This window comes from Delftia sp. HK171, assembly GCF_001886655.1.
GTDB lineage: Bacteria > Pseudomonadota > Gammaproteobacteria > Burkholderiales > Burkholderiaceae_C > Comamonas > Comamonas acidovorans.
This window is the reverse complement of sequence record NZ_CP018101.1, coordinates 1,550,662-1,572,905: the sequence shown is the minus strand read 5'-3', so window position 1 is coordinate 1,572,905 and position 22,244 is coordinate 1,550,662. Positions and strand designations below refer to the sequence as shown.

Annotated in this window: 20 protein-coding genes; 9 read left to right on the top strand and 11 right to left on the bottom strand. The window is 70.3% G+C overall.

The features are described from left to right. Nucleotides 1-3: 3 nt before the first annotated feature. The 5 genes from pyrC to BO996_RS07100 form a co-directional block, all read right to left on the bottom strand. Nucleotides 4-1,044 carry a dihydroorotase gene (gene pyrC / locus BO996_RS07120; RefSeq protein WP_043819970.1) on the bottom strand — a complete coding sequence of 347 codons (1,041 nt, stop codon included), beginning with the start codon at nt 1,042-1,044 and terminating at the stop codon, nt 4-6. Between the two features lie 72 nt (nt 1,045-1,116). Further along, the gene (locus BO996_RS07115; protein WP_083571125.1) at nt 1,117-2,376 is read right to left on the bottom strand and encodes an alpha-hydroxy acid oxidase; all 1,260 of its coding nucleotides are present in this window, start codon (nt 2,374-2,376) and stop codon (nt 1,117-1,119) included. Between the two features lie 2 nt (nt 2,377-2,378). Beyond that, entirely contained in the window at nt 2,379-3,362 is a 984-nt protein-coding gene (locus BO996_RS07110) for a Bug family tripartite tricarboxylate transporter substrate binding protein (protein ID WP_013804158.1), read from the bottom strand. A gap of 61 nt (nt 3,363-3,423) precedes the next feature. Further along, entirely contained in the window at nt 3,424-4,119 is a 696-nt protein-coding gene (locus BO996_RS07105) for an RraA family protein (protein ID WP_071954380.1), read from the bottom strand. Nucleotides 4,120-4,143: 24 nt separating this feature from the next. After that, nucleotides 4,144-5,157, bottom strand: coding sequence for a hydroxyacid dehydrogenase (locus BO996_RS07100; protein WP_071954379.1), 1,014 nt, complete (start codon nt 5,155-5,157; stop codon nt 4,144-4,146). A 100-nt stretch (nt 5,158-5,257) separates the two neighbouring features. On the opposite strand from BO996_RS07100, the gene BO996_RS07095 reads away from it, so the two are divergent. Then, nucleotides 5,258-6,187, top strand: a complete 930-nt coding sequence (locus tag BO996_RS07095; RefSeq protein WP_071954378.1) for a LysR family transcriptional regulator — start codon at nt 5,258-5,260, stop codon at nt 6,185-6,187. Nucleotides 6,188-6,203: 16 nt separating this feature from the next. Here the strand turns inward: BO996_RS07095 and BO996_RS07090 are convergent, their stop codons facing one another. Then, entirely contained in the window at nt 6,204-6,941 is a 738-nt protein-coding gene (locus BO996_RS07090) for a Crp/Fnr family transcriptional regulator (protein WP_043819957.1), read from the bottom strand. Nucleotides 6,942-7,094: 153 nt separating this feature from the next. On the opposite strand from BO996_RS07090, the gene BO996_RS07085 reads away from it, so the two are divergent. The 7 genes from BO996_RS07085 (at nt 7,095) to BO996_RS07055 (ending at nt 16,386) form a co-directional block, all read left to right on the top strand. Beyond that, entirely contained in the window at nt 7,095-8,159 is a 1,065-nt protein-coding gene (locus BO996_RS07085) for a porin (protein ID WP_071954377.1), read from the top strand. A 9-nt stretch (nt 8,160-8,168) separates the two neighbouring features. Beyond that, the gene (locus BO996_RS07080; RefSeq protein ID WP_071954376.1) at nt 8,169-10,286 is read left to right on the top strand and encodes an acetate--CoA ligase family protein; all 2,118 of its coding nucleotides are present in this window, start codon (nt 8,169-8,171) and stop codon (nt 10,284-10,286) included. Then, the gene (locus BO996_RS07075; protein WP_071954375.1) at nt 10,283-11,305 is read left to right on the top strand and encodes a Bug family tripartite tricarboxylate transporter substrate binding protein; all 1,023 of its coding nucleotides are present in this window, start codon (nt 10,283-10,285) and stop codon (nt 11,303-11,305) included. Before BO996_RS07080 ends, BO996_RS07075 begins: the two co-directional genes overlap by 4 nt. 24 nt (nt 11,306-11,329) lie before the next feature. Then, nucleotides 11,330-12,715 (top strand): DUF1254 domain-containing protein, encoded by a 1,386-nt coding sequence (locus BO996_RS07070; protein WP_071954374.1) that lies wholly within the window; start codon nt 11,330-11,332, stop codon nt 12,713-12,715. Between the two features lie 8 nt (nt 12,716-12,723). After that, entirely contained in the window at nt 12,724-14,085 is a 1,362-nt protein-coding gene (locus BO996_RS07065) for a DUF1254 domain-containing protein (protein WP_071954373.1), read from the top strand. Continuing rightward, nucleotides 14,082-15,335, top strand: a complete 1,254-nt coding sequence (locus BO996_RS07060; protein ID WP_071954372.1) for an alkyl sulfatase dimerization domain-containing protein — start codon at nt 14,082-14,084, stop codon at nt 15,333-15,335. The genes BO996_RS07065 and BO996_RS07060 overlap by 4 nt, the downstream gene beginning before the upstream one ends. A gap of 61 nt (nt 15,336-15,396) precedes the next feature. After that, nucleotides 15,397-16,386, top strand: coding sequence for a Bug family tripartite tricarboxylate transporter substrate binding protein (locus tag BO996_RS07055; protein WP_043819940.1), 990 nt, complete (start codon nt 15,397-15,399; stop codon nt 16,384-16,386). Between the two features lie 24 nt (nt 16,387-16,410). On the opposite strand, the gene BO996_RS07050 is transcribed toward BO996_RS07055, so the two are convergent. From BO996_RS07050 to BO996_RS07040, 3 genes are all read right to left on the bottom strand, one after another. Then, entirely contained in the window at nt 16,411-17,439 is a 1,029-nt protein-coding gene (locus BO996_RS07050) for a Bug family tripartite tricarboxylate transporter substrate binding protein (RefSeq protein ID WP_071954371.1), read from the bottom strand. Between the two features lie 76 nt (nt 17,440-17,515). Next, nucleotides 17,516-18,532: a Bug family tripartite tricarboxylate transporter substrate binding protein gene (locus BO996_RS07045; RefSeq protein ID WP_071954370.1), complete on the bottom strand. Its 1,017-nt coding sequence runs from the start codon at nt 18,530-18,532 to the stop codon at nt 17,516-17,518. Between the two features lie 14 nt (nt 18,533-18,546). After that, on the bottom strand, nt 18,547-19,731 hold the full coding sequence (locus tag BO996_RS07040) for a M20 family metallopeptidase (RefSeq protein ID WP_071954369.1): 1,185 nt from the start codon (nt 19,729-19,731) through the stop codon (nt 18,547-18,549). Between the two features lie 77 nt (nt 19,732-19,808). On the opposite strand from BO996_RS07040, the gene BO996_RS07035 reads away from it, so the two are divergent. After that, nucleotides 19,809-20,753, top strand: a complete 945-nt coding sequence (locus BO996_RS07035) for a MurR/RpiR family transcriptional regulator (protein ID WP_071954368.1) — start codon at nt 19,809-19,811, stop codon at nt 20,751-20,753. Between the two features lie 55 nt (nt 20,754-20,808). On the opposite strand, the gene BO996_RS07030 is transcribed toward BO996_RS07035, so the two are convergent. Both BO996_RS07030 and BO996_RS07025 read right to left on the bottom strand, forming a co-directional pair. Further along, nucleotides 20,809-21,546: an amino acid ABC transporter ATP-binding protein gene (locus BO996_RS07030; RefSeq protein WP_012203297.1), complete on the bottom strand. Its 738-nt coding sequence runs from the start codon at nt 21,544-21,546 to the stop codon at nt 20,809-20,811. Between the two features lie 25 nt (nt 21,547-21,571). Next, the gene (locus BO996_RS07025) at nt 21,572-22,243 is read right to left on the bottom strand and encodes an amino acid ABC transporter permease (protein ID WP_012203296.1); all 672 of its coding nucleotides are present in this window, start codon (nt 22,241-22,243) and stop codon (nt 21,572-21,574) included. Nucleotide 22,244: the final 1 nt, after the last annotated feature.

Sequence of the window (22,244 nt, the reverse complement as noted above, 5' to 3'; positions counted from 1 at the left end):
AGCTTAAACCAGCTTCCAGGGCAGAGCTTCGCCCGAGCGCAGCGGCTTCAGTTGCGCCTCGCCGAAGGCGAAGCTGTCCGGCGGCGTCCAGCTTTCGCGCACCAGGGTGATCTTGCCGGTGTTGCGCGGCAGGCTGTAGAAGTCCGGTCCGTTGAAGCTGGCGAAGGCTTCGAGCTTGTCCAGCGCGCCGGCATTGTCGAAGGCCTCGGCATACATCTCGATGGCGGCATGGGCGCTGTAGCAGCCCGCGCAGCCCGTGGCGTGTTCCTTGAGATGGGCCGCGTGCGGCGCGCTGTCGGTGCCCAGGAAGAACTTGGGCAGGCCGCTGGTGGCCGCCTCCACCAGGGCCAGGCGGTGCGTCTCGCGCTTGAGCACGGGCAGGCAGTAGTAGTGGGGACGGATGCCGCCCGTGAAGATGGCATTGCGGTTGAACAGCAGATGCTGGGGCGTGATGGTGGCGCCCACGAAGCGGTCGGCCTCGGTCACATACTGGGCGGCTTCGCGCGTGGTGATGTGTTCGAAGACGATCTTGAGTTCGGGGAAGTCGCGGCGCAGCGGGATCAGGTGCTGGTCGATGAAGGCGGCCTCGCGGTCGAACAGGTCGATGTCGCTGCTGGTGACTTCGCCGTGCACCAGCAGCAGCAGGCCTTCGCGCTGCATGGCTTGCAGCGTGGGGTAGATCTTGCGCAGGTCGGTGACGCCGTGGTCGCTGTTGGTGGTGGCGCCAGCCGGGTAGAGCTTGCAGGCCACGACGCCGGCCGCCTTGGCGCGCACGATTTCCTCGGGCGGCAGGTTGTCGGTGAGGTACAGCGTCATCAGCGGCTCGAAGGCCATGCCCTCGGGCACGGCCGAGAGGATGCGCTGCTTGTACTCCAGCGCCTGCTCGGCGGTGGTCACCGGCGGCTTGAGGTTGGGCATGATGATGGCGCGCGCAAATTGCGCGGCCGTATGCGGCACCACGCTGCGCATGGCTTCGCCATCGCGCACGTGCAGGTGCCAGTCATCGGGACGGGTGATCGTGAGGGTGTTGGTGGAGGCGGTCATTCCGCCATTTTCCCATCGCCGCGAAACCGTGGACCAATTGCGGGGCACGCCACCCTCGGGACTGGCGCGTGGCTAACGCGGTCGCAGGTGCTGCGGCCCCAGCTGCTGCAGGTTTTGCACGCCGATCAGGGCCATGTTGCGCCGCATCTCGGCCGCCAGGATGGCGATGGCGTGCAGCACGCCGGCCTCGCCGCCCACGGCGCCCGCATAGTTGAAGGGCCGGCCCACGAAGACGAAGTGTGCGCCCAGGGCCAGCGCCACCAGCACGTCGTTGCCCCTGCGAAAGCCGCTGTCGATCATCACCGGGTAGTCCGGCCCCAGCGCCTCCACCACCAGGGGCAGCATGTGCAGGGGCGAGACCGCGCCATCGAGCTGGCGGCCGCCGTGGTTGGACAGGATGATGGCGTCGGCCCCGGCATCGCGCGCGGCCAGCGCGTCCTGCGGGCTGAGGATGCCCTTGACCACGAGGCGGCCCTTCCAGCGCCGGCGTATGAGGGCCAGGTGTTCCCAGCTCAGGTGGTCGCGTGCGCCGAAGTCGCGCGTGACGGTGGACGAGAGAATGGGCGCGCCGCGCGTGGCCTGCGAGTTCTCGAAGTGCGGCATGCCGTGCCGCACCAGGGTGCGCAGCGCCGTGCCCAACAGCCAGCGCGGATGGGTGATGCCCTCCCACGCCAGGCGCAGGCCGGGCCGCAGCGGCGTCGAGAAGCCCGCGCGGATGTTGTTCTCGCGGTTGCCCGACACGGGCGTGTCCACGGTGACGACCAGGGTGGCGAAGCCTGCGGCCTCCACGCGCCCCAGCAACTGCACGATGCGTTCGGTCTCGCCCGGCACATAGGCCTGGAACCAGGCCTGGGGATTGGCCTGGACCACCTCCTCCATGCGGATCAGCGAGGTGCCGCTCAGGATGGCCGGGATGCGGGCGGCCGCCGCCGCGCGCGTCTGCACCAGGTCGCCCCGGTAGGCCGACAGCGCGCTGATGCCCATGGGCGCGATGCCGAAGGGCGCAGCCCAGGTCTGGCCCAGCAGCGGCGTGGCCAGCGTGCGGCGCGAAGTGTCGGTGAGCACGCGCGTCACCCAGCGGTGGGCATCGAAGGCCTCGCGGTTGGCGCGCAGGGATTTGTCGGTCTCGCAGCCGCCGCTGACGTAGGCGAAGATCGGCGCGGGCAGGTGGTGGCGCGCCGCCCGCTCGAAATCATCGAGCGACAGGATGCGCCTGAGCCTGCGCGGCGTGGCGGAGGCCTGGCCCGCGCCCAAGAGTGCGGGTAGGTGTGCGGGCAGGGGTGCGGAGGAACTGGGGGTGTCGAGCCGGTCGACCTCGATTGGGGCTGCCATGGTCAGTTGATCTGGAACTTGCCCTCGCGGATCAGCTTGCCCCATTTGGCGTGCTCGCTGCGAATCCACTCGCCGAACTGCGCGCCATTGGCGGGCGTGGCCATGCTGCCTTCCTGGGCCAGCTTCTCTTTGACCTCCTTGGTGGCCAGCAGCTTCATGGTCGCGTCGGCAATGCGCTCGGCGATGGGGGCGGGCAGGTTGGCCGGCCCCACCAGGCCCAGCCAGGTGGAGGCCTCGAAGCCCGGATAGCCCTGCTCGGCCACCGTGGGCACGTCCGGCAGGGACGGCACGCGCTGGGCCGAGGTGACGGCCAGCGCACGGATCTTGCCCGTGGCCAGCTGCGACATCACCGACACCGTGTTGCCGAAGTACAGGTCCACCTGCCCGCCCATCAGGTCGGTGAGCGCGGTATTGGCGCCCTTGTAGGGCACCTGCAGCACCTCGATGCCCGCGCGGCGTGCCAGCATTTCCCCGGCCAGGTGGCCTACCGTGCCATTGCCGGCCTGGGCGATGCCGTAGGTGCCGGGCCTGGCCTTGGCCGCCTTGATGAAGTCCTGCAGGTTCTTGAAGGGCGAGTCGCGCCGCACGGTCAGCACCACGGGCTGCAGGGCCACGCTGGCGATGGGCGTGAAGTCCTTGAGCGCATCGAAGGGCATCTTGGCGTAGAGGCTGGGATTGATGGCCAGGTTGGCGGCCTGCCCCATGCCGATGGTGTAGCCGTCCGGCGCGGCCTTGGCCACGGCATCCAGGCCGATGTTGCCGCCCGCGCCGGGCTTGTTGTCTATGACCATGGTCCAGCCCATGGCGAGGTTGAGCCGGTCGGCCACCAGGCGCGAGGTGGCATCCGTGCCGCCGCCGGGCGGAAACGGCACGACCAGGCGCACGGGCCGCTGCGGCCATTCGCCCTGGGCCAGCGCCAGTGCAGGGAAGGCCGTGGCCAGGGCGGCGGCAGCGCCGCCCAGAAGATGCCGTCTGCGCATTGTCATTGTTTGTCTCCTTGGAATCGTTATGGCGGGAAAAAGTCGGGCGCAGCCTGCGCGCGGGACGCTAGACCGGCAGGCCCTTGGCGCGCAGCACGGCGTCGAAGCGCTCGGGGTCGGCCGTGCCGCTGCGGTTGGTCTCGCGGATGACGGCCTCGCGGGCCAGGTGGGCCTGGCTGCGGCGCAGCACCTCGGCGGCCTCGGCCGCGGGCACGGCGATCACGCCGTCGGCATCGCCCACGATCAGGTCGCCGGGCAGCACGGCCAGGCCGGCGCAGGCCACGGGCACATTGATCTCGCCCGGGCCGTCCTTGCTGGGCCCGCGGTGCGTGTGGCCGCGCGCAAAGATGGGCATGCCGTCCTGCGCCCATTCGCACAGGTCGCGGATGGCGCCGTCGATGACCAGGCCGCCCAGGCCACGCGCCAGGCAGGTGGTGCGCATCAGGCCGCCGACCAGGGCCTGCGAGACATCGCCGCCGCCGTCGATGACCAGCACATCGCCGGGCTGCACCATCATCAGCGCCTTGTGGATCATGAGGTTGTCGCCGGGCCGCACGCGCACGGTGACGGCGGGGCCGCAGAGAACGGCCTCCAGCCGCGCGTGGTACTGGCGCAGGCCGATGGCGCCGACATTGCGGCTCATGGCGTCGCCGATGGCGGCCACGGGAATGGCCTTGAAGGCCTGGACGACGTCGGCCTCGGGACCTGCGGCGCGCGGATGGATGCGGTAGCCCGCAGGCCATTGGCTGGATGGGGTGGTCATGGCAAATCTCCGGGAAAAAACAGCTCAGCGCAGAACCTCGGGGTTCACGCAGTGGGAAGGGTCGGCGGGGCTGCCCTGCAGCCAGCCCAGCACATTGGCGGCGGCCATGCCGGCCATGGCCGCCAGCGCAGCGGGCGTGGAGCCGCCCACATGGGGCGTCAGCACCACGTTGTCCAGCGCGGCCAGGGCGTGGCCTACAGGCAGGGGCTCCTCGGCCATGGTGTCCAGGCCGGCGGCGGCCAGGTGGCCGCTGCGCAGGGCGTCGATCAGCGCCGCCTCGTCCACCACCTCGCCCCGCGCGGTGTTGACCAGCAGGGCGCCGCGCGGCAGCTGGGCGATGCGGCCGGCATCGAGCAGATGGCGCGTGCGGGCATTCAGGGGCACGTGCAGGCTGAGCACATCGGACAGGGGCAGCAGCTCGTCCACCGAGCCCAGCATGCGCACGCCCGCCACAGTGCCGGGCCCTGGGGCGCAGGCCGGATCGAACGCAGGGTCGAACGCTGGATCGAAGGCCACCACCTGCATGCCCAGCGCCAGCGCCACGCGCGCCACGCGCTGGCCCACCTGGCCAAAGCCCAGCAGGCCCAGGGTGCGGCCGCTCAGCTCCAGGCCGTCCTGGGCGCGGGACCAGCGGCCGCAGCGCAGCTCGGCATCCATCCAGGCGATGCGGCGGGCGGCCGCGAACATCAGGCCCAGCGTCATCTCGGCCACGGACTGGGCATTGGCGCCCGGCGTCACATAGACCGGAATGCCCCGCTGGCTGGCCGCGGCCACATCGATATTGCTCACGCCCACGCCGTGCTTGGAGATGACCTTGAGCGTGGGACAGGCCGCGATGGCAGCGGCCGACAGCGTGGCCGTGCGCGAGATCACGGCATCGACGCTCTCGCGTGCCAGCACGGCGGCAACCTCGGCCTCGCCGCCGCCGTCTTGCAGGTACAGCACGCGGCAGTGCGCCGCCTGCAAGCGCTGCAGCCCGGCGGGCGCCAGGCGTGGCGCGGTCACGAAAACGGTGGGCGGGTGGGTAGTGGCGGTCATGGGAACGGGCAATTCGCTTTGTCGATGCACCGCATTCTTGTGAGCACCATCCATTCCGTCCATTCGATAATGTTCATTCAAACATCACTTTTATTCATCGATGGACCTGCACCTGCGCGACCTGCGCTTCTTCGAGATCGTGGCCGACCTCGGGCACCTGGGCCGGGCCGCAGAACAGCTGGGGCGCACCCAGCCCGCGCTGAGCAAATGCATACAGCGCCTGGAACTGACCGTGGGCGGCGCGCTGTTCGAGCGTGCCGGGCGCGGCATACGCCTCACGCCGCTGGGCGATGTGCTGCTGGCCCGCGCGCGCATGCTGCGCAATGCCAGCCAGGAGGCGCTGCGCGAGGTGCGCGACTTCAACGAAGGCCATGCCGGCCATGTGCGCATCGGCAGCGGGCCGGTGGCCGCCGATCACCTGCTGCCCGAGCTGTGCAGCAAGGCCCTGGCCGACGGGCGGCGCATCACCATCAGCATCGTGATCGGCCCCAGCTGGGAACTGCGCGACCGCCTGCGCGAGGGCCAGTTGGACCTGCTGATCGGCCTCACGGCCGAGGGCGATCCGGAGCTGGTCTCCCACCCGATCGCCGAGGACGTGGTGGTGGTCGCGGCGCGCCAGGACCATCCCGTCTTCGAGCGCCAGCGCATCACCATGGCCGCGCTGCTGCGCCATCCCTGGGCCCTGCCCAGCGCCAACATCCCGAGCCGGCAATGGCTGGACCAGGCCTTCACCTCGCGCGGCATGCCGGCGCCCACGGTGCAGGTGGAGGCGGGCTCCATACCGCTGCTGCCGCGCATGGTGGCCAAGACCGATCTGCTGACCTTCGTCTCGCGCCACACGCTGCGGCTGGAGCGCAGCCGCACGCTCAGGGAAGTGCGACTGCCGGCCACCACGCTGCGCCGCCACCTGGGCGTGACCTGCCGGCGCGACGGCTATCTGTCGCCCGCGGCCCGGCACATGCTGGAGCTGCTGCGCGCCGACGGACAGGCCCTGTTCGGCGAGGATGCCTCGCCGCTGGACGAGGGCTGATTCCAGCGGACCGGGGCTAGGGCCCCGGCCGCGCGCGCGCATCGGCCAGGCGCAGCAGGCCCGCCAAGTCGACGATGGTCAGCCGGCCATAGGCGGCCTGCAGCAGGCCGCGCTGCTCCAGCAGGCGCAGCTCCTTGTTGATGGTCTGGCGCGAGACCGAGAGCATGGCGGCCAGGTCGCTCTGCGAGATGCGCAGCACCACGCCCTGCCCGTCGGGCGCGGGCTGGCCATGCGTGGGGGCCAGCCGCGCCAGCAGCTCGGCCACGCGGTTGTCGATGTTGCTGAAGGCGTGGCGCTGCTGGACGACGATCAGCTCGTGCATGCGCGCCAGCACCAGCAGGCAGATGTCCTTCCACAGCGGCGGATGGGCATCGAGCAGGGCCAGGAAGGACTCGCCGGGGATCTCCACCAGCACGGTGGGCTGGTGCGCGTGGTAGTCGTAGACGAATTGCGTGTGCTCCAGCAGCCGCGCCAGGCCGACGATGTCGCCCGCGCTGTGCATGGACAGCACGAAGCGCGAGCCCGTGGCGTCCACGCCGCCCACTTCCACGCAGCCCGAAGCCACCACCAGCACCTCGCGCCGCTTGGGGTCGGCGGCGCGCACCTGCTGGTGGCGCTCGTAGCGGCCCAGTCGGGACAGCGCCGTCAGCTCATCCAGCACCTCGGGCGGCCAGTTGCGCAGCATGCGGCACAGGCCCAGGGCGCGGCGGATCAGCGCCGAAGGGTCGGCCACGGGAGCAGGCTTGGAGCGCATGGTTCTCTCACGATGTCGAAGGCCCCGGGTTAGTCCGGTGCCCATGTACCGCCATTTGTCAATGGCTTGACAGAGTGCATCCCCTGTCGCTCGGGATAGTAGCAAGCAAGCCACCGGGCAAAGCATCCGGGGCGCTACCAAGGAGACAAGTTCGTGAAGCACAAGCATTGGCTGGCCGCCGGCGGCATGGCGGCCCTGGGCACGTCCGCGTGGGCCCAGAGCAGCGTGGAGATGTTCGGCATCGTCGACGTCCACATCAACAGCGCAAGGTCGGGCGCCACGCGCCTGAGCCGGCTGGAGGACGGGGGCAGCGCGGCATCGCGCATCGGCTTTCGCGGCAGCGAGGACCTGGGCGGCGGCCTGCGCGCCCAGTTCATGCTGGAGGCCGGCGTGGCGCCGGACACGGGCCTGGGCACCATTCCCGGCCCGGGCCTGGCCTTCACGCGGCAGGCCTGGGTGGGACTGAACAGCGGCTGGGGCGCCGTGGAGATGGGCCGCATGTATACGCCCATGTTCGGCGCGCTGTTCCGCGCCGATCCGCTGGGCATGAACGCGCTGTTTTCCTCGCTGAACCTGGTGTCGGCCACCGATGCCCAGGCCGGCCTGCGGCCGTTTGCGGCGCGGGCCAACAACCTGGTGCGCTACCGCACGCCGGCAGGCCAGCCCTGGCTGGCGGACCTGGCCTATTCCTTCGGCGAAGTGGCTTCGCCGAACAGCAGCAACGGCCGCCTCTACGGCGCCACGCTGGGCTGGAACCAGAAGCCCTGGTTCCTGGCCTACAGTTTCCAGAAGTCCGTGGAAGGCAGCGCCGCCGCACCCGTGGCCGCGCCCGCCACCAGCCAGTACCAGGCGTTGTCGGCCAGCTGGGAGGCCCTGGACGGGCTGCGCCTGACGGGCAACTACGTCATCAACCGCGTGGACCGTGCCGGCACACCCAAGGCGAAGCTGGCCCAGCTGGGCGCCGATTGGAGCGTGGATGCGCGCTCCAAGCTGCTGGTCTCGGTGGCGCGGCGCGAGGTGGGCGGCACGGACCGCGCCCAGAACACCTGGACGCTGGGCTACGACTACGCGCTGAGCAAGCGCACCGTGCTCTACGCGCGCTGGCTGCAGCTGGGCAATGCGGCCAATGCCTCGGCCGCCATTGCCAACGTGCCGGTGGCCGCCAACAGCGGCGACGGCGTGCGGTCCCTGGCGCTGGGCGTGCGCCACAACTTCTGAGGGACACACATGACCGACAGCCATTGCTTTGACACCTCCCGGCTCGACGCGCTGTTCGCGCCGCGCTCCATCGCCGTGGTCGGCGCCTCGGACCAGGCCAGCAAGATCGGCGGCATTCCGCTGGACTACCTGCTGCGCTTCGGCTACGGCGGCGCGCTGTATGCGGTGAACCCGCGCGCCAGCCGCGTGCAGGGCCTGCCCGCGCACGAGCGGCTGGCCGCCATCGGCGCGCCGGTGGACCTGGCCATCGTCGCCGTGCCGCAGTCGCAGGTGGCCGGCGTGCTGGAGGATGCGGCCGCCGCGCGCGTGCAGTCCATGGTGCTGTTTTCCTCGGGCTATGCCGAGACCGGCTCCGACGGCACGGCCGCCCAGCAGGCGCTGGCGCGGCGCGCGCAGGAGGCGGGCATACGCCTCATCGGCCCGAACTGCCTGGGCTTCATGCGCCCCGGCCACCAGGTCTACGCCACGTTCTCGCCCGCGCCGGGCGGCGGGCTGGTGCGGCCCGGGCGCATCGGCATGGTCAGCCAGTCGGGCGCCTTCGGTGCCTATGCCTACAGCCTGGCGCGCGAGCGCGGGCTGGGCCTGTCGCTGTGGGCCACCACGGGCAACGAGGCCGATGTGCAACTGGCCGATGGCCTGGCCTGGCTGGCCCAGGACCCCGAGACCGACGTGATCATGGCCTACATGGAGGGCTGCCGCGACGGCCCCCGGCTGCGCGCTGCCCTGGCCCTGGCGCAGGAGCGCGGCAAGCCCGTGGTCATGTGCAAGGTGGGCACCAGCGCCCTGGGCGCGGCCGCCGCCGCATCGCACACGGCCTCGCTGGCGGGCAACGATGCAGTCTATGACGCGGTGTTCCGCCGCTACGGCGTGCTGCGCGCGCATTCCATCACCGACTTCTTCGCGCTGGCGGCCAGTGCCTCCATCGCCCGGGCCCCCCAGGGGCGGTCCATCGGACTGTTCACGGTCTCGGGCGGCGTGGGCGCCATGATGGCCGACGACGCCAGCACAGCCGGCCTAGACGTGGCACCGCTGTCCGATGCGGCCCAGCGCCAGCTGCGCGAATGGGTGCCGTTTGCCGCGCCGCGCAACCCCGTGGACATCACGGGCCAGGTCACCAACGACATGACGCTGCTGGAGCGCAGCGCCCGCCTGATGCTGGCCGACCGGCAGTTCGACAGCTGGCTGGGCTTCTTCGCGGCAGGCGGCCTGTCCGACGCCTTCTGGCCCGTGCTGCAAAGCCTGGTGCAGACGCTGCGCACCCACCATCCCAACACCCTGCTGGCCGTCAGCACGCTGTGCCCGCCCGAGCGCCGCGATGCGCTGGAGGCGCTGGGCTGCCTGGTGTTTGCCGACCCGGGCGCGGCCATACGCTGCATTGGCGCGCTGGCCCGCCTGCATGAAACACCGCAGGCGCTGCCCGCGATGGCCGATGCAGGCAGCGCGCTGCACCTGCCGGCGGGCACGCTGTCGGAGCAGCGCAGCATGGCCTTGCTGGCCGAGGCCGGCGTGCCCGTGGTGCCGCACCGGCTGGTGCGAACGGCGGCCGAGGCAGCGCAGGCCGCGCAGGAGATGGGCGGACGCATTGCGCTCAAGGTCTGCAGCGATGCCATCGCCCACAAGTCCGACGTGGGCGGCGTGGCACTGAACCTGGCGGATGCGGCCGGCGCCCAGGCCGCCTTCGACCGCATCCTGGCCAATGCGCGCCAGGCCCGGCCCGATGCGCACATCGACGGCGCGCTGGCCGCCCCCATGGTGCAGGGCGGCGTGGAGTGCATCGCCGGCGTGCACCGCGACCCGGTATTCGGCCCGGTGCTGATGTTCGGGCTGGGCGGCATCCATGCCGAGATCCTGCGCGATGTCTCGCTGCGCCTGCTGCCCATCACGCGCGACGACGCGCTGGCCATGGTGCGCGAGCTGCGGGCCTTTGCCGTGCTGGACGGCGCGCGCGGCCGCCCCCGCGTGGACCTGGACAGCATTGCCGACACGCTGTGCGCCCTGGCCGGCTTTGCGCAGCGCGCAGGCGCCACGCTGGAAAGCGCCGAGATCAACCCCCTGATCGCCCGCCCGCGCGAGGACGGCGGCTGCGTGGCCGTCGATGCGCTGGTCATCGGCAGGGAGGCTGCATGAAAGCCGACACCCACCCCATCGCCCGCCCGGAGGCCACCATGAACACACCCCTGCTGCGCACCGCCGCGCTGACCTGCCTTGCCCTGGCCTGCAGCGCCGCGCTGGCCCAGGACGGCTATCCCGCCCGTCCCGTTCGCATCGTCGTGCAATACCAGGCCGGCGGCTCCACCGACACCGTGGCGCGCATCCTGGCCGAGGGCCTGGCCAAGCGCCTGGGCCAGCCCGTGGTGGTGGACAACCGCAGCGGCGCCGGCGGCATCATCGGCACCGAGCATGTGGCCAAGAGCGTGCCCGACGGCCACACCCTGCTGCTGACCGTGCCCGGGCCCATCACGGCCAACCTGGTGCTCTACAAGAAGCTGCCCTACGACCCGCGCACCGAGCTGCGCATGGTCTCGGACGTGGTCTCGCCCTCCATGGTGATGGCCGTCAACCCGGCCGTGCCGGCCAGGGACTTCAAGGGCCTAGTAGAGGCCGTGCGCCAGTCGCCGGGCAAGTACGCCATGGGTTCCTGGGGGGCGGGCACGCAGCCGCACCAGGTCCAGGTCTTCATGGACAAGGCCTACGGCCTGCAGTCGCTGCACGTGGCCTACAAGGGCGAGGGGCCCATGTCCATCGACCTGATCAGCGGCGTGATCCAGATGACGCTGGGCTCGGCCGCCACGCTCAAGCCCTTCATCGACGCCGGCAAGCTGCGCGCCCTGGCCGTGGCCGGACCGCGCCGCAGCAAGGCACTGCCCGATGTGCCCACCTTTGCCGAGCAGGGCTACCGCGAGCCCGTGTATGCCATCACGGGATCGATCTCGCTGATGGCGCCCGCGCGCACGCCCGACGCCATCGTCGAACGCCTGGGCCGCGAGGTCGCCGCCGTGATGCGCGAGCCCCAGGTGCGCCAGCGTGTCGAGGCGCTGGGCCTGGAGGCCCAGGGCAACAGCCCGGCCGAGGCCAGCGCCGCCTACGCCGCCTTCTTGCCCGTGGCGCTGGACCTGGCGCGCTCCACGGGCGTGACCCTCGACTGACCCCCTCATCCCCTGAAGAAAACAATGGACATGAACCCGACCCCTCCCTCCCTGCCCGAAGTCCGCCGCGCCCTGGCGCGCTCCATCGGCCTGGCCGCCTTTGTCTACGGCTATCCGCTGATAGAGACCTACCGCACCTGCCGCCTGCAGACCGATGCCGGCGCCGCGCGCGCCACCGGCCTGGGCCTGGACATGCGCGGCGACTTCGACACGCTGCACCACAGCCAGCGCCCCTCCACCCATGAGGACCGCGACGTGGTCACGCCCGCCAACGACCTGCTGTACTCGCTGGCCTGGATCCACCTGGCCGACGGCCCGCGCCTGCTGACCGTGCCCTCCAGCGCCGCGCATCCGGGCCGCTATTTCGTGCTGGCCCTGTACGACGCCTATACCGAGAATTTCGAGAACCTGGGCCCGCGCAACTGCGCGCCCGAAGGCGAGACCGTGGTCCTGGTCGGGCCGGGCGGCCAGGTGCCGGAACACCTGGCCGGCCACCGTCTGGTGCACTGCCCCAGCAACCTTGTCTGGCTGATCGGCCGCACCGTGGTGGGCGATGCGCCCGACTGGCCTGCAGCCCGCGCGCTGCAGGCCGACATCCGGCTGGAGCCCGCGCCGGGCACGCCGAAAGGAGGCCGCCCGGCCGCCGTCACGAACTGGGTCGGCCCGCCCGTGGACGCCATGGCGGCCGCCTTCGAGAACCAGGAGCCTGCGGCCGAGGTTGCACCGCGATTTTTTGCCAACCTCTGCCATGCGCTGGCCGAGGCGCCTGGCCGCAAGGAGGACCAGGGGCTGCTGTCCTGGTTCGGCCAGGCCGGCCTGGTGGCCAGCGCCCACATGGCGTGGGAGCAGCTGGAGGAGCCCGTGCGCGAAGGCCTGACCGAGGGCTTTGCCGACGGCGTGCGCACCGTGGCCGCCATGGGGCGCAACCGCCGTCCCCGGCCGTGGACCATGACGCCGTCCACCGGCCGCTACGGCAGCGAGTACCTGGGCCGCGCACGCACCGCCTACCTGGGCCTGGGCGCGCTGGCCACCAGCGAGGCCATCTACGCCGCCGCCCACCACGACGCAGGCCTGCAGCCGCTGGACGGCAGCCAGCGCTATGTGCTGCGCTTCAATGCCGCCGACATGCCGCCGGCCGACGCCTTCTGGTCCGTCACCCTGTATGACGCCGACCGCTTTCTCTACGGCAACGAGATCGGCCGCCACTCCATCGGCGACCGCACGCCGGGCTTGCTGCGCGAGGCCGACGGCAGCCTGCAGATCGACCTGGGCCATGCCCGTCCGGCACAGGGCGCCGCCAACTGGCTGCCCACGCCGCACGGGCGCTTCTACCTCATCCTGCGCATGTACCACCCGCAGGCAGGCGCGCACCAATGGCCTGTTCCGCCCCTGCAGCCCGTGGCCGCATGAGACACGCCATGGACCTGAGCACCCTGGCCGAGGAGGCCGTCATCCACACCTGCCCGCTGTACGAGATGCGCCGCATGCGCGCGGCCACCTCGCCCCGGCGCAATGCGGCGGGCGAAGCCGCGCCCGCCCCGCAGCGCTGGTGCAACCAGTTCGTGCATGCGCGCCAGCTGCTGCGCGCCGGCACCAGCCGCGTGGTCACGCCCAACAACGACACGCTCTACACCAACGCCTGGCTGGACCTGGGCGCCGGGCCGCTGGTGATCGACGTGCCCGACACGGCGGGCCGCTACTACGTCCTGGGCCTGCTGGACTTCTTCACCAACCCCTTCGCCCACCTGGGCCAGCGCCTGACGGGCACGGCGGCGCGCTCCTTCCTGGTCACGCCGCCCGGCTGGCAGGGGGCGCTGCCGCCACCGTTCGATGCGCCCGGCGCACACATTGCCGCGCCCACGCCCTGGCTGTGGGTGATAGGCCGCATCCTGGTCGATGGCGAGCATGACCTGCCCGCCGTGCACGCGCTGCAGGACGGCTTTGCGGTGCGCCCGCTGGCCGACTGGCAGGCGGGCACTCCCTCGCAGGCCCGCGCCTTCGACCCGGACTGCGATCCCCAGGCCCCGCCAAATGCCGAGCACTATGCCACACAGGTGAATGCCGCCTTGCGCGACAACCCGCCGCCGGCAGGGCATGCCGCCCGGGTCGCGCGCTTTGCGGCCGTGGGCCTGGGCGCCGGGCTGGGCACACCCGACGCGGAACAGCAAGCCGCACTGCAGCGCGCCCTGGACAGCGTGCTGCCCCGGCTGCGCGCAGCCAGCACGGGCCGGCGCCTGGACTCGGGCTGGGAACTCCCCGCCCTGGTCGAAGGCAGTTTTGGCGACGACTTCCAGGCCCGCGCCGAAATTGCGCTCAAGTACATCGGCATGCTGGAAAGCCGCGAGGCCATCTACCCGCTGGCCTGGCATGACGCCCAGGGCCAGCCCCTGCACGGCAGCCGCCGCTACCGGCTGCGCTTTGCACCAGGCGCGCTGCCGCCCGTGCAGGCCTTCTGGTCCCTGACCCTCTACGGCGCCCACGACTGCATGCTGGTGGACAACCCCATCGACCGCCATGCCATCGGCGACCGCACGCCGGGCCTGCGCCCCGACGCCGATGGCGATGGCAATGGCGACGGCGATGGCGATGGCGATGGCGATGGCGGGTTGACTATCCACATCAGCCACGCGCCACCGGCCAGCGAAGACCCCCGCGCCAACTGGCTGCCCGCGCCGCGCGAAGGCTTTTACCTGTGCCTGCGCGCCTACATGCCCCAGCCCGAACTGCTGGACGGCCGCTACGCCCTGCCCCCCATCGAACCAGACCCGGAGACCCCATGAACGCCAGAGACGACGACAAGCCCTTCTTGCTGGTGGGCACCGGCAGCGAAACCGTGGCGCCGGGCCTGCACATACTGCGCGGCCAGGGCCAGTCCTTCGTGGCCGAGACCGACGCGGGCCTGGTGGTGATCGACGCCGGCCCCGGCGGCAAGGTCAGCCAGGACATGATCGCCAGCCTGCGCCAGCTCAGCGACGCGCCCGTGCATGCGCTGTGCTACAGCCACGGCCACATCGGCTACAACGCGGGCGTGCCCGCCTGGCTGGAGCATGCGGCCGCGCGCGGAGAGCCTGTGCCGCGCCTCATCGCGCACCGCAACCTGCCGCGCCGCCAGGCACGCTACCGCGAGACCCGGGCGCTGCAGCACCGCATGGCCGAGATCCAGTTCAACCGCAGCGCGGGCTTTTTCGAGCACCGGCTGGACATGCACGAGCCCACCGAAACCTTCGACACGCGGCTGGAGATAGGCAGCGGGGACAGCCGCATCGAGCTGTTCTGGGCGCCGTCCGAGACCGACGACGCCATCGCGCTGTGGAGCCCCGGCCAGCGCGTGCTGTACGGCGGCGCGGCGCTGCTGGACTCCATCCCCAACATCGGCACGCCCTTTCGCACGCTGCGCGACACCGTGCGCTGGGCCGACACGCTGCAGGCCATGGCCGCGCTGCGCCCGCTCAAGGCCGTGCGCGAGTTCGGTCCCGTGATCGAGGGCGAGCAGGCCGTGCAGCAGGTGCTGCTGCACACCGCACAGGCGCTGCGCTGGCTGCGCGCCGAAGTCGTGCGCCTGATGAACGAGGGCCTGAACGAGCAGCAGGTGCTCGCGGCCATGGACTATCCGCAGGAGCTGTTCGGCGTGGAGTGGATGAAGCCCACCTATGGCGACCCCAGCTACATCGTGCGCGACATCTACCGATCGGAAAACGGCTGGTGGGACCGCAACCCGACCACGCTGCACCCGGCCCCGCCCGAGGCCGCAGGCGCCGCCATTGCCGATGCCATCACCGACAAGCCCGGCCTGGTGGCCAGCGCCCAGGCGCTGGCCGACGCGGGCCAGTGGCAGCTGGCCCTGCATGTGATCGACGTGCTGGCCACGGCGACCGGCGACGCGCCCGAGATCGGCCAGGCCCGCAGCCTCAAGGCCGCCTGGCTGCGCGAGCGTGCGCGCGAGGTGGACAGCTATGTCTCGCGCAACCTCTACCGGGTGGGAGCCGACATGATCGAGCAGGGCACGCAGGCGCGCCTGGGGCTGCGCTGACGGGGCCGCACACAGGAAAGGCGTCACAAGGCGACACAAGGCGACACAAGGAGACAAGTGCATGAAGACGATGAAGAAGCACGGCATGGCCCTGGCACTGCTGCTGGCCATGGCCTGCACAGGCCACGCCCAGCCGGCACAGGATGCCGGCAACTACCCCGCCCGCCCCGTCACGCTGATCGTGCCCACGGCCGCCGCCGGCGGCACGGACACCATCGCGCGGGTGTTTGCCGAAGGCCTGACCCGGCTGCTCAGGCAACCCTTCGTGGTGGACAACCGGCCCGGCGCCAACGGCCTGGTCGGCGTGGAGCAGGCCGCGCGCAGTGCGCCGGACGGCTACCGGCTGCTGTTCACCTACACGGCGTCCATGGCCGTGAACCCCAGCCTCTACCGCAAGGTGCCCTATGACCCGGTAAAGGACTTCACGCCCATTGCGCAGATAGGGCGCGCCGGCAATCTGCTGCTGGTCTCGCGCGATCTGCCCGTGCATTCGCTCAAGGAGTTCGTGGCCTATGCAAGCGCACGGCCCGGCCAGCTCAGCTACTGCTCCTGGGGCCAGGGCTCGGGCGGGCACCTGACCATGGAATTCCTGCTCAAGCAGGCCGGCCTGCAGATGCAGCATGTGCCCTACAAGGGCAGCAGCCCCTGCGTGCAAGGCCTGCTGGGCGGGCAGGTGCAGGCCGCGTTTGCGGACACCTCTTCCACCGTGGAGCTGGTGCGTGCGGGCCGCGTGCGCGCCATCGCCCACAGCGGCGACAAGCGCATTCCCAGCCAGCCGGACCTGCCCAGCCTGACCGAGGCGGGCTACCCGTTCCACAACTATTCCTGGTACGGCGTCTTCGCGCCCGCCAAAACGCCGCAGCCCATCGTGGACAAGCTCAACGCCGCAATCAACCAGTTGCTGCAGGACCCGGCCACGGCCAAAAAGCTGGGCGAGCTCAACCTGACCGATCTGCCCCGGACCACGCCCGCGCAATTCGCCGACACGCTGCGCCAGGACCTGGCGGACTGGGGCCGGCTGGTGCGCGAGGTGGGCGTGCAGCTGGACTGAGGGCAGGCCCTTGGCGGGCCAGGCTCACTCGGCGACGATGCCCGTCCTGCGCACCACCTCGCCAAAGCGCTTGAGGCGCTCGGACATCATGGCCTCGAAAGCCGCGGGGCTCATTTCCTCGGGCGGGGTCACGCCCCGGTCCTGCAGGCTGGACACCATGGCCGGCGCCGTGGCGGCCTGGCGCACGGCCTTGAAGAGGGCCTGCACCACGGGCGCGGGCGTGCCGGCCGGCGCGGCCAGGCCGGTCCAGGAGCTCATGTTCAGCTGCGGGTAGCCGACCTCGGCCAGCGTGGGCACATCGGGAATTTGTGCCACGCGCTGCTCGGAGGCCACGGCCAGGGCGCGCACCTTGCCCGCCTGGATATGGGGCAGCATGGAGATGAGGTTGTCGAAGAACACCTGCACCTCGCCCGCCAGCACCGAGGTGACCAGCAGCGTGCCGCCCCGGTAGGGAACATGGGTGATGTCCAGGCCCGCATCGGCCTTGAACATCTCCATGTTGAGCTGGCCCATGCTGCCCGTGCCGCCGCTGCCGTAGTTGAGCTGGCCAGGGTGCTTTTTGGCATAGGCGATGAACTCCGCGAAGCTGCGGATGGGCAGGCTCGCGGGCACGACCAGCACATTGGGCAGGCGGCCCAGGATGGCGATGTTCTCGAAATCCTTGATGGGGTCGTAGCCCACCTTGGGCTGGGTCAGCGGATTGGCCAGGTGGCTGCTCTGCGAGGACACGACCAGGGTGTAGCCATCGGGCCTGGCGCGCGCCACGGCCAGCGCAGCCACCGAGCCGCCCGCGCCGGGCCGGTTCTCCACGACGATGGGCACGCCCAGGATGCGTGCCATGGGCTCGGCATACTGGCGCGCCATGGCGTCCACCGAGCCACCGGCCGGAAACGGCACGATGAAGCTGATCTGGCGCGTGGGGTAGCCGGCGGCCTTGCCTTCGGCGGCCAGCGCCGCAAGCGGGGCCAGCACACCCAGGCCCAGCCCCACGCCGAGCACGCGGCGGCGGGAAGGGTGGCTGGCAGCCTGGCGGGCGATAGGGGTCATGCTCATGTCTCCTCCTTATGGAAATACGTCGGCTGCGCCCGGCCATCCGGGGCGCCCTGGGGGCGCCCTGGGCGTGCCCTGCTTACTCGGCCACGATATGGGCCTTGCGCACCACCTCGCCGAAGAGCTTCAGGCGCTCGGCCATCATCTTCTCGAAGGCGGCGGGGCTCATCTCCTCGGGCGCGACCACGCCGCGCTCCTTGAGGCTGGCCACCATGGCCGGCGCCGTGGCCGCCTGGCGGATGGCCTTGTACAGCGTCTGGACGATGGCGTCGGGCGTGCCCGCAGGCGCCGCAATGCCGGTCCAGGAACTCATGTTGAGCTGGGGATAGCCGACCTCGGCCATGGTGGGCACGTCGGGCAGCATGGGCAGGCGCTGCTCCGAGGCCACGACCAGGGCGCGCACCTTGCCCGACTGCACGTGGGACAGCATGAAGACCAGGTTGTCGAGGATGAACTGCACCTCGTTGCCGATGGCCGCCGTGACCAGCGGCGAGCCGCCACGGTAGGGAATGTGCGTGGCAAAGATGCCCGTGGCGGCCTTGAGCATTTCCACATTGAGCTGGCCCATGCTGCCGATGCCGGCGCTGCCGTAGTTGACTTGGCCGGGGCGCTTTTTCACGTACTCGATGAACTCCTGGAAGTTCTTCACGGGCAGGCTGGAATGCACCATCAGCGCATTGGGCTGGCGGCCCAGGATGGCAATGTTCTCGAAGTCCTTGATGGGGTCGTAGCCCACCTTGGGCTGGGTCAGCGGATTGGCCAGGTGGCTGCTCTGCGAGGACACGACCAGGGTGTAGCCGTCCGGCTTGGCGCGCGACACGTACTGCGTGGCCACCGAGCCGCCCGCGCCGGGCCGGTTCTCCACCACGATGGGCACGCCCAGGATGCGCGACAGGGGCTCTGCGTACTGGCGGCCCATGATGTCCACCGAACCGCCGGGCGGAAACGGCACGACCAGCGTGATCGGGCGCGAGGGGTACTTGTCATCGGCGCGTGCGGCCAGCGGCGCCAGCGCGGACAGGCCCGCCAGGCCAAGGCCTGCGCCCAGCAGCTTGCGGCGGGTGTTCAGGGAGGGGTTCACGGACAGGTTTTTCATGGGTATCAGCGCAATCAGGGGTGATCAAAGATGGCGAGGGCCACGGCCTGCGCGCGCGGCACGAAGGTAGCCAGCTCGCAGTACTCGCGCTCGGTATGGGGATGGCCGCCCACGGGGCCGGTGGCGCACAGCGTGGGCACGCCCACCGACGCGGTCAGGCCGCTGTCGGCCGCGCCGCCCGTGAACTCGCCCTGCACATCAAAGCCCAGCGACTGCGCGCCGCGCCGGTACAGCTGCAGCAACGCATCAGGCGTGGGCGCCATGGGCAGGGTGCGGCGCACGGCGGTGACGCGGCCCTGGGTGCGGGGCACGGATTCTTCCTCCACGATGGCGCGGATGCGCTCCATCAGCGCATCGGGATCGGTCTGGGCCGTGTAGCGCACATCGAGCTCGGCCTTGGCGTGGGGCGCCACCATGTTCGGCACGATGCCGCCCTGCAGCACGCCCACATTGGTGGTCGTGCCCGTGGCGGGATCGGTCAGCGCATGCAGGGCCAGCAGCTTGCGCGCCATGGCCTCCAGCGCGCTGGCGCCGGCCGCGTGGTTGATGCCCGCATGGGCGGCCACGCCCTGCACCTCGAACTCCACGGCCATCGATCCCTTGCGGCTGGTCACCAGGTTGCCGCTGACGCGGCCGGGCTCGGCATTGAAGACGGCGCGCGCACCGCGCACCGTGTCCATGATGGTCTGGCGCGTGGCGGGCGAGCCTATCTCCTCATCGCACGAGAAGAACAGCTTGAGCGGCGCCGTCAGGCCGCCACAGCGCGCAAAGGCCTCGGCCACGAAGACGTTGAGCACCAGGCCCGACTTCATGTCGGCCACGCCGGGACCGTAGGCCCTGCCCTCTTCCACGCGGAAGGGGCGGCGCGCCACGGTGCCCGCCGGGAAGACCGTGTCCATATGGCCCATCAGATAGATGGGCGCGCCTTCGGCCGGGCCGTCCCCGTCGGTACCGACGACATCGGCATGCAGCAGCACGCCGTAGCCGGGCACGTCCTCGAAACGCACGGCCACGCCGGCCGCCTCCAGCCGCTCGCGCAGCGCCTGGGCCACGGCCAGGATGCCGGCTTCATCGCGGCTGCCGCTGTCGATATCGACAATCCTGTGCAACAGGTCTTGCATGGCCTGCTGCTGGCCGCCCAGCCAGTCCAGCAGTCTCGCGCGCTGCTGCACGCGGCTTTGTTCGAGGGTATCGTGCATGGTGGAATCTCCAGAGTGCATGCAGTGTTGCACGCGACCCCCTATTTTGCAATACACGTTGCATATACAAGAAAAATATGAAATCACCATTGCAAAAAGCCGCACTGCTGCTGCCGCAGCGCCTGGCGCAGCAGGGCGCGGAGCTGACGGCCAGCGAGCTGACGCTGGCCCAGACCCTGGGCAGCAACTACCCGCATGCGCTGCTGGAGTCGGCCACGGCGCTGGCCGCGCACACGGGCACCAGCGCATCGACCGTGGTGCGGCTGTTCGCCAAGCTCGGCTATGCCAGCTATGCCGAAGCCCAGCGCGAGGCGCGCGGCGAGGTGACGGCGCTGCTGCAGACGGCCGCCCAGCGCGCGCCCGTGCTGCTGGGCGCGCAGCGCAGCCTGAGCGAGTGCGTGGACGATGCGCTGCTGCACGACCAGCACAACATCCAGGCCACGCGCGAGGGGCTGGACATGGCGGCCTTCGAGGCCATGGCCCGCAAGCTGGCCCAGGGCGAGGGCCGCGTGTTCGTGCTGGCCCAGCTCAACAGCTCGCCGGTATCTGCCTGGCTGGCCCTGCACCTGAACATGTGCCGCCCCGGCGTGCAGGAGCTGGATGCCGGAGCCATCGCGCCGGCCGACCAGCTGCTGTGGATCGGCCCCTCGGACACGCTGCTGGCCTTCAGCGTCAGCCAGTATTCGCGCGGCACCTTCGAGATAGCGCAGCGCTTTGCCGACGCCGGTGCCCAGGTGCTGGCCATCACGGACAGCCCCGCCGCGCCGCTGGCCACCGTGGCCCACCACTGGCTGCAGGTGCGCACGGCCAATGCCTCGCCCTTTCACTCCTACACGGCAGCCTTCTACCTATGCAACGCCCTGGTCTCGGCCGTGGCCCAGCTGCGCCACAAGGATGTGTCCGAGGCCCTGGCCCGGCGCGACGCGCTGTGGAAGGAGTTCAACCACCAGTTGATCAGGACGCCCGAGCCGCGCGCCGCCGCACGGCGCAGCCCCGGCCGCTCCAGAGCGGCAAAAGACTAAGGGCGCCGAAGCGCCCTTGTCTTGAGATGGCCTGCTGCCTGCCGGCAGCAGCCGATCAGTGCTGCAGGATCTTGTTGAGAAATTCCTTGGTGCGCGGCTGGCGTGCTTCGGGGTTGCCGAAGAATTCGTCCTTGGAGCAGTCCTCCAGGATCTTGCCGCCCACGTCCATGAAGATCACGCGGCTGGCCACCTTGCGTGCGAAGCCCATCTCGTGGGTCACGCACATCATGGTCATGCCTTCGTTGGCCAGGCCGATCATCACGTCCAGCACTTCGCCGACCATTTCGGGGTCCAGCGCGGAGGTGGGTTCGTCGAACAGCATCACGATGGGGTCCATGGACAGCGCGCGAGCAATGGCCACGCGCTGCTGCTGGCCACCCGACAGCTGGCCCGGAAACTTGTCCTTGTGCGCCGTCAGGCCCACGCGGTCCAGCATCTTGAGGCCACGCTTCTTGGCATCGTCCGGGCTGCGACCCAGCACCTTGATCTGGGCGATGGTCAGGTTCTCGGTCACCGACAGGTGCGGGAACAGCTCGAAGTGCTGGAACACCATGCCCACGCGGCTGCGCAGCTGGGGCAGGTTGGTCTTGGGATCGTGCACAGCCACGCCGTCCACGAAGATCTCGCCCTTCTGGAAGGGCTCCAGCGCGTTGATGGTCTTGATCAGCGTGGACTTGCCCGAGCCCGACGGGCCGCAGACCACCACGACCTCACCCTTCTGGATGTTGGTGGAGCAGTCGGTCAGCACCTGGAAGCTGCCGTACCACTTGGAAACGTTCTTGAGTTCAATCATTGCAATTCCTCAATGGGGTGCTGGCTCATCGAATGATGGCAATCTTTTTGTGCAGGCGCTTGACTGCCCACGAGAGCGAGTAGCACAGCACGAAGTAGGTCACGCCAGCGGCCAGATAGGATTCGATGGGACGGCCATAGTTCTTGCCCGCCACTTCGAAGCCCTTGAGCATGTCGTAGGCACCGATGGCATAGACCAGCGAGGTGTCCTGGAACAGGATGATGGTCTGCGTGAGCAGCACCGGCAGCATGTTGCGGAAGGCCTGGGGCAGGACCACGAGGCGCATGTTCTGGCCGTAGGTCATGCCCATGGCCTGGCCCGCGGAGACCTGGCCGCGCGGGATGGACTGGATGCCCGCGCGCATGATCTCGCTGAAGTAGGCCGCCTCGAAGGCGATGAAGGTGATGATGGCCGAGACCTCGGCGCCGATGGGCCGACCGATGATCAGCGGCATCAGCAGGAAGAACCACAGGATCACCATCACCAGCGGCACGGAGCGCATGCCGTTGACGTAGAGCGTGGCGGGCACATCAAGCCACTTCTTGCCGGACAGGCGCATCAGCGCCAGCACGGTGCCGAAGAGCACACCGCCGATGGTGGCGATGACGGTCAGCGTCAGGCTGAAGTACAGGCCCTTCAGCACGAAGTTGCTGAACAGGTCCCAGGTGAAGAACGACCAGTCGATTTGCAGGTTCATG

What these genes read in the sequence shown, in the direction of transcription:
- BO996_RS07065 (WP_071954373.1), top strand. Translation starts at nt 12,724, where the DNA reads ATGGACCTGAGCACCCTGGCCGAGGAGGCCGTCATCCACACCTGCCCG.
- BO996_RS07115 (WP_083571125.1), bottom strand. Translation starts at nt 2,376, where the DNA reads ATGGCAGCCCCAATCGAGGTCGACCGGCTCGACACCCCCAGTTCCTCC.
- BO996_RS07025 (WP_012203296.1), bottom strand. Translation starts at nt 22,243, where the DNA reads ATGAACCTGCAAATCGACTGGTCGTTCTTCACCTGGGACCTGTTCAGC.
- BO996_RS07055 (WP_043819940.1), top strand. Translation starts at nt 15,397, where the DNA reads ATGAAGACGATGAAGAAGCACGGCATGGCCCTGGCACTGCTGCTGGCC.
- BO996_RS07095 (WP_071954378.1), top strand. Translation starts at nt 5,258, where the DNA reads ATGGACCTGCACCTGCGCGACCTGCGCTTCTTCGAGATCGTGGCCGAC.
- BO996_RS07090 (WP_043819957.1), bottom strand. Translation starts at nt 6,941, where the DNA reads ATGCGCTCCAAGCCTGCTCCCGTGGCCGACCCTTCGGCGCTGATCCGC.
- pyrC (WP_043819970.1), bottom strand. Translation starts at nt 1,044, where the DNA reads ATGACCGCCTCCACCAACACCCTCACGATCACCCGTCCCGATGACTGG.
- BO996_RS07040 (WP_071954369.1), bottom strand. Translation starts at nt 19,731, where the DNA reads ATGCACGATACCCTCGAACAAAGCCGCGTGCAGCAGCGCGCGAGACTG.
- BO996_RS07105 (WP_071954380.1), bottom strand. Translation starts at nt 4,119, where the DNA reads ATGACCACCCCATCCAGCCAATGGCCTGCGGGCTACCGCATCCATCCG.
- BO996_RS07050 (WP_071954371.1), bottom strand. Translation starts at nt 17,439, where the DNA reads ATGAGCATGACCCCTATCGCCCGCCAGGCTGCCAGCCACCCTTCCCGC.
- BO996_RS07110 (WP_013804158.1), bottom strand. Translation starts at nt 3,362, where the DNA reads ATGACAATGCGCAGACGGCATCTTCTGGGCGGCGCTGCCGCCGCCCTG.
- BO996_RS07070 (WP_071954374.1), top strand. Translation starts at nt 11,330, where the DNA reads ATGGACATGAACCCGACCCCTCCCTCCCTGCCCGAAGTCCGCCGCGCC.
- BO996_RS07035 (WP_071954368.1), top strand. Translation starts at nt 19,809, where the DNA reads ATGAAATCACCATTGCAAAAAGCCGCACTGCTGCTGCCGCAGCGCCTG.
- BO996_RS07045 (WP_071954370.1), bottom strand. Translation starts at nt 18,532, where the DNA reads ATGAAAAACCTGTCCGTGAACCCCTCCCTGAACACCCGCCGCAAGCTG.
- BO996_RS07030 (WP_012203297.1), bottom strand. Translation starts at nt 21,546, where the DNA reads ATGATTGAACTCAAGAACGTTTCCAAGTGGTACGGCAGCTTCCAGGTG.
- BO996_RS07080 (WP_071954376.1), top strand. Translation starts at nt 8,169, where the DNA reads ATGACCGACAGCCATTGCTTTGACACCTCCCGGCTCGACGCGCTGTTC.
- BO996_RS07075 (WP_071954375.1), top strand. Translation starts at nt 10,283, where the DNA reads ATGAAAGCCGACACCCACCCCATCGCCCGCCCGGAGGCCACCATGAAC.
- BO996_RS07100 (WP_071954379.1), bottom strand. Translation starts at nt 5,157, where the DNA reads ATGACCGCCACTACCCACCCGCCCACCGTTTTCGTGACCGCGCCACGC.
- BO996_RS07060 (WP_071954372.1), top strand. Translation starts at nt 14,082, where the DNA reads ATGAACGCCAGAGACGACGACAAGCCCTTCTTGCTGGTGGGCACCGGC.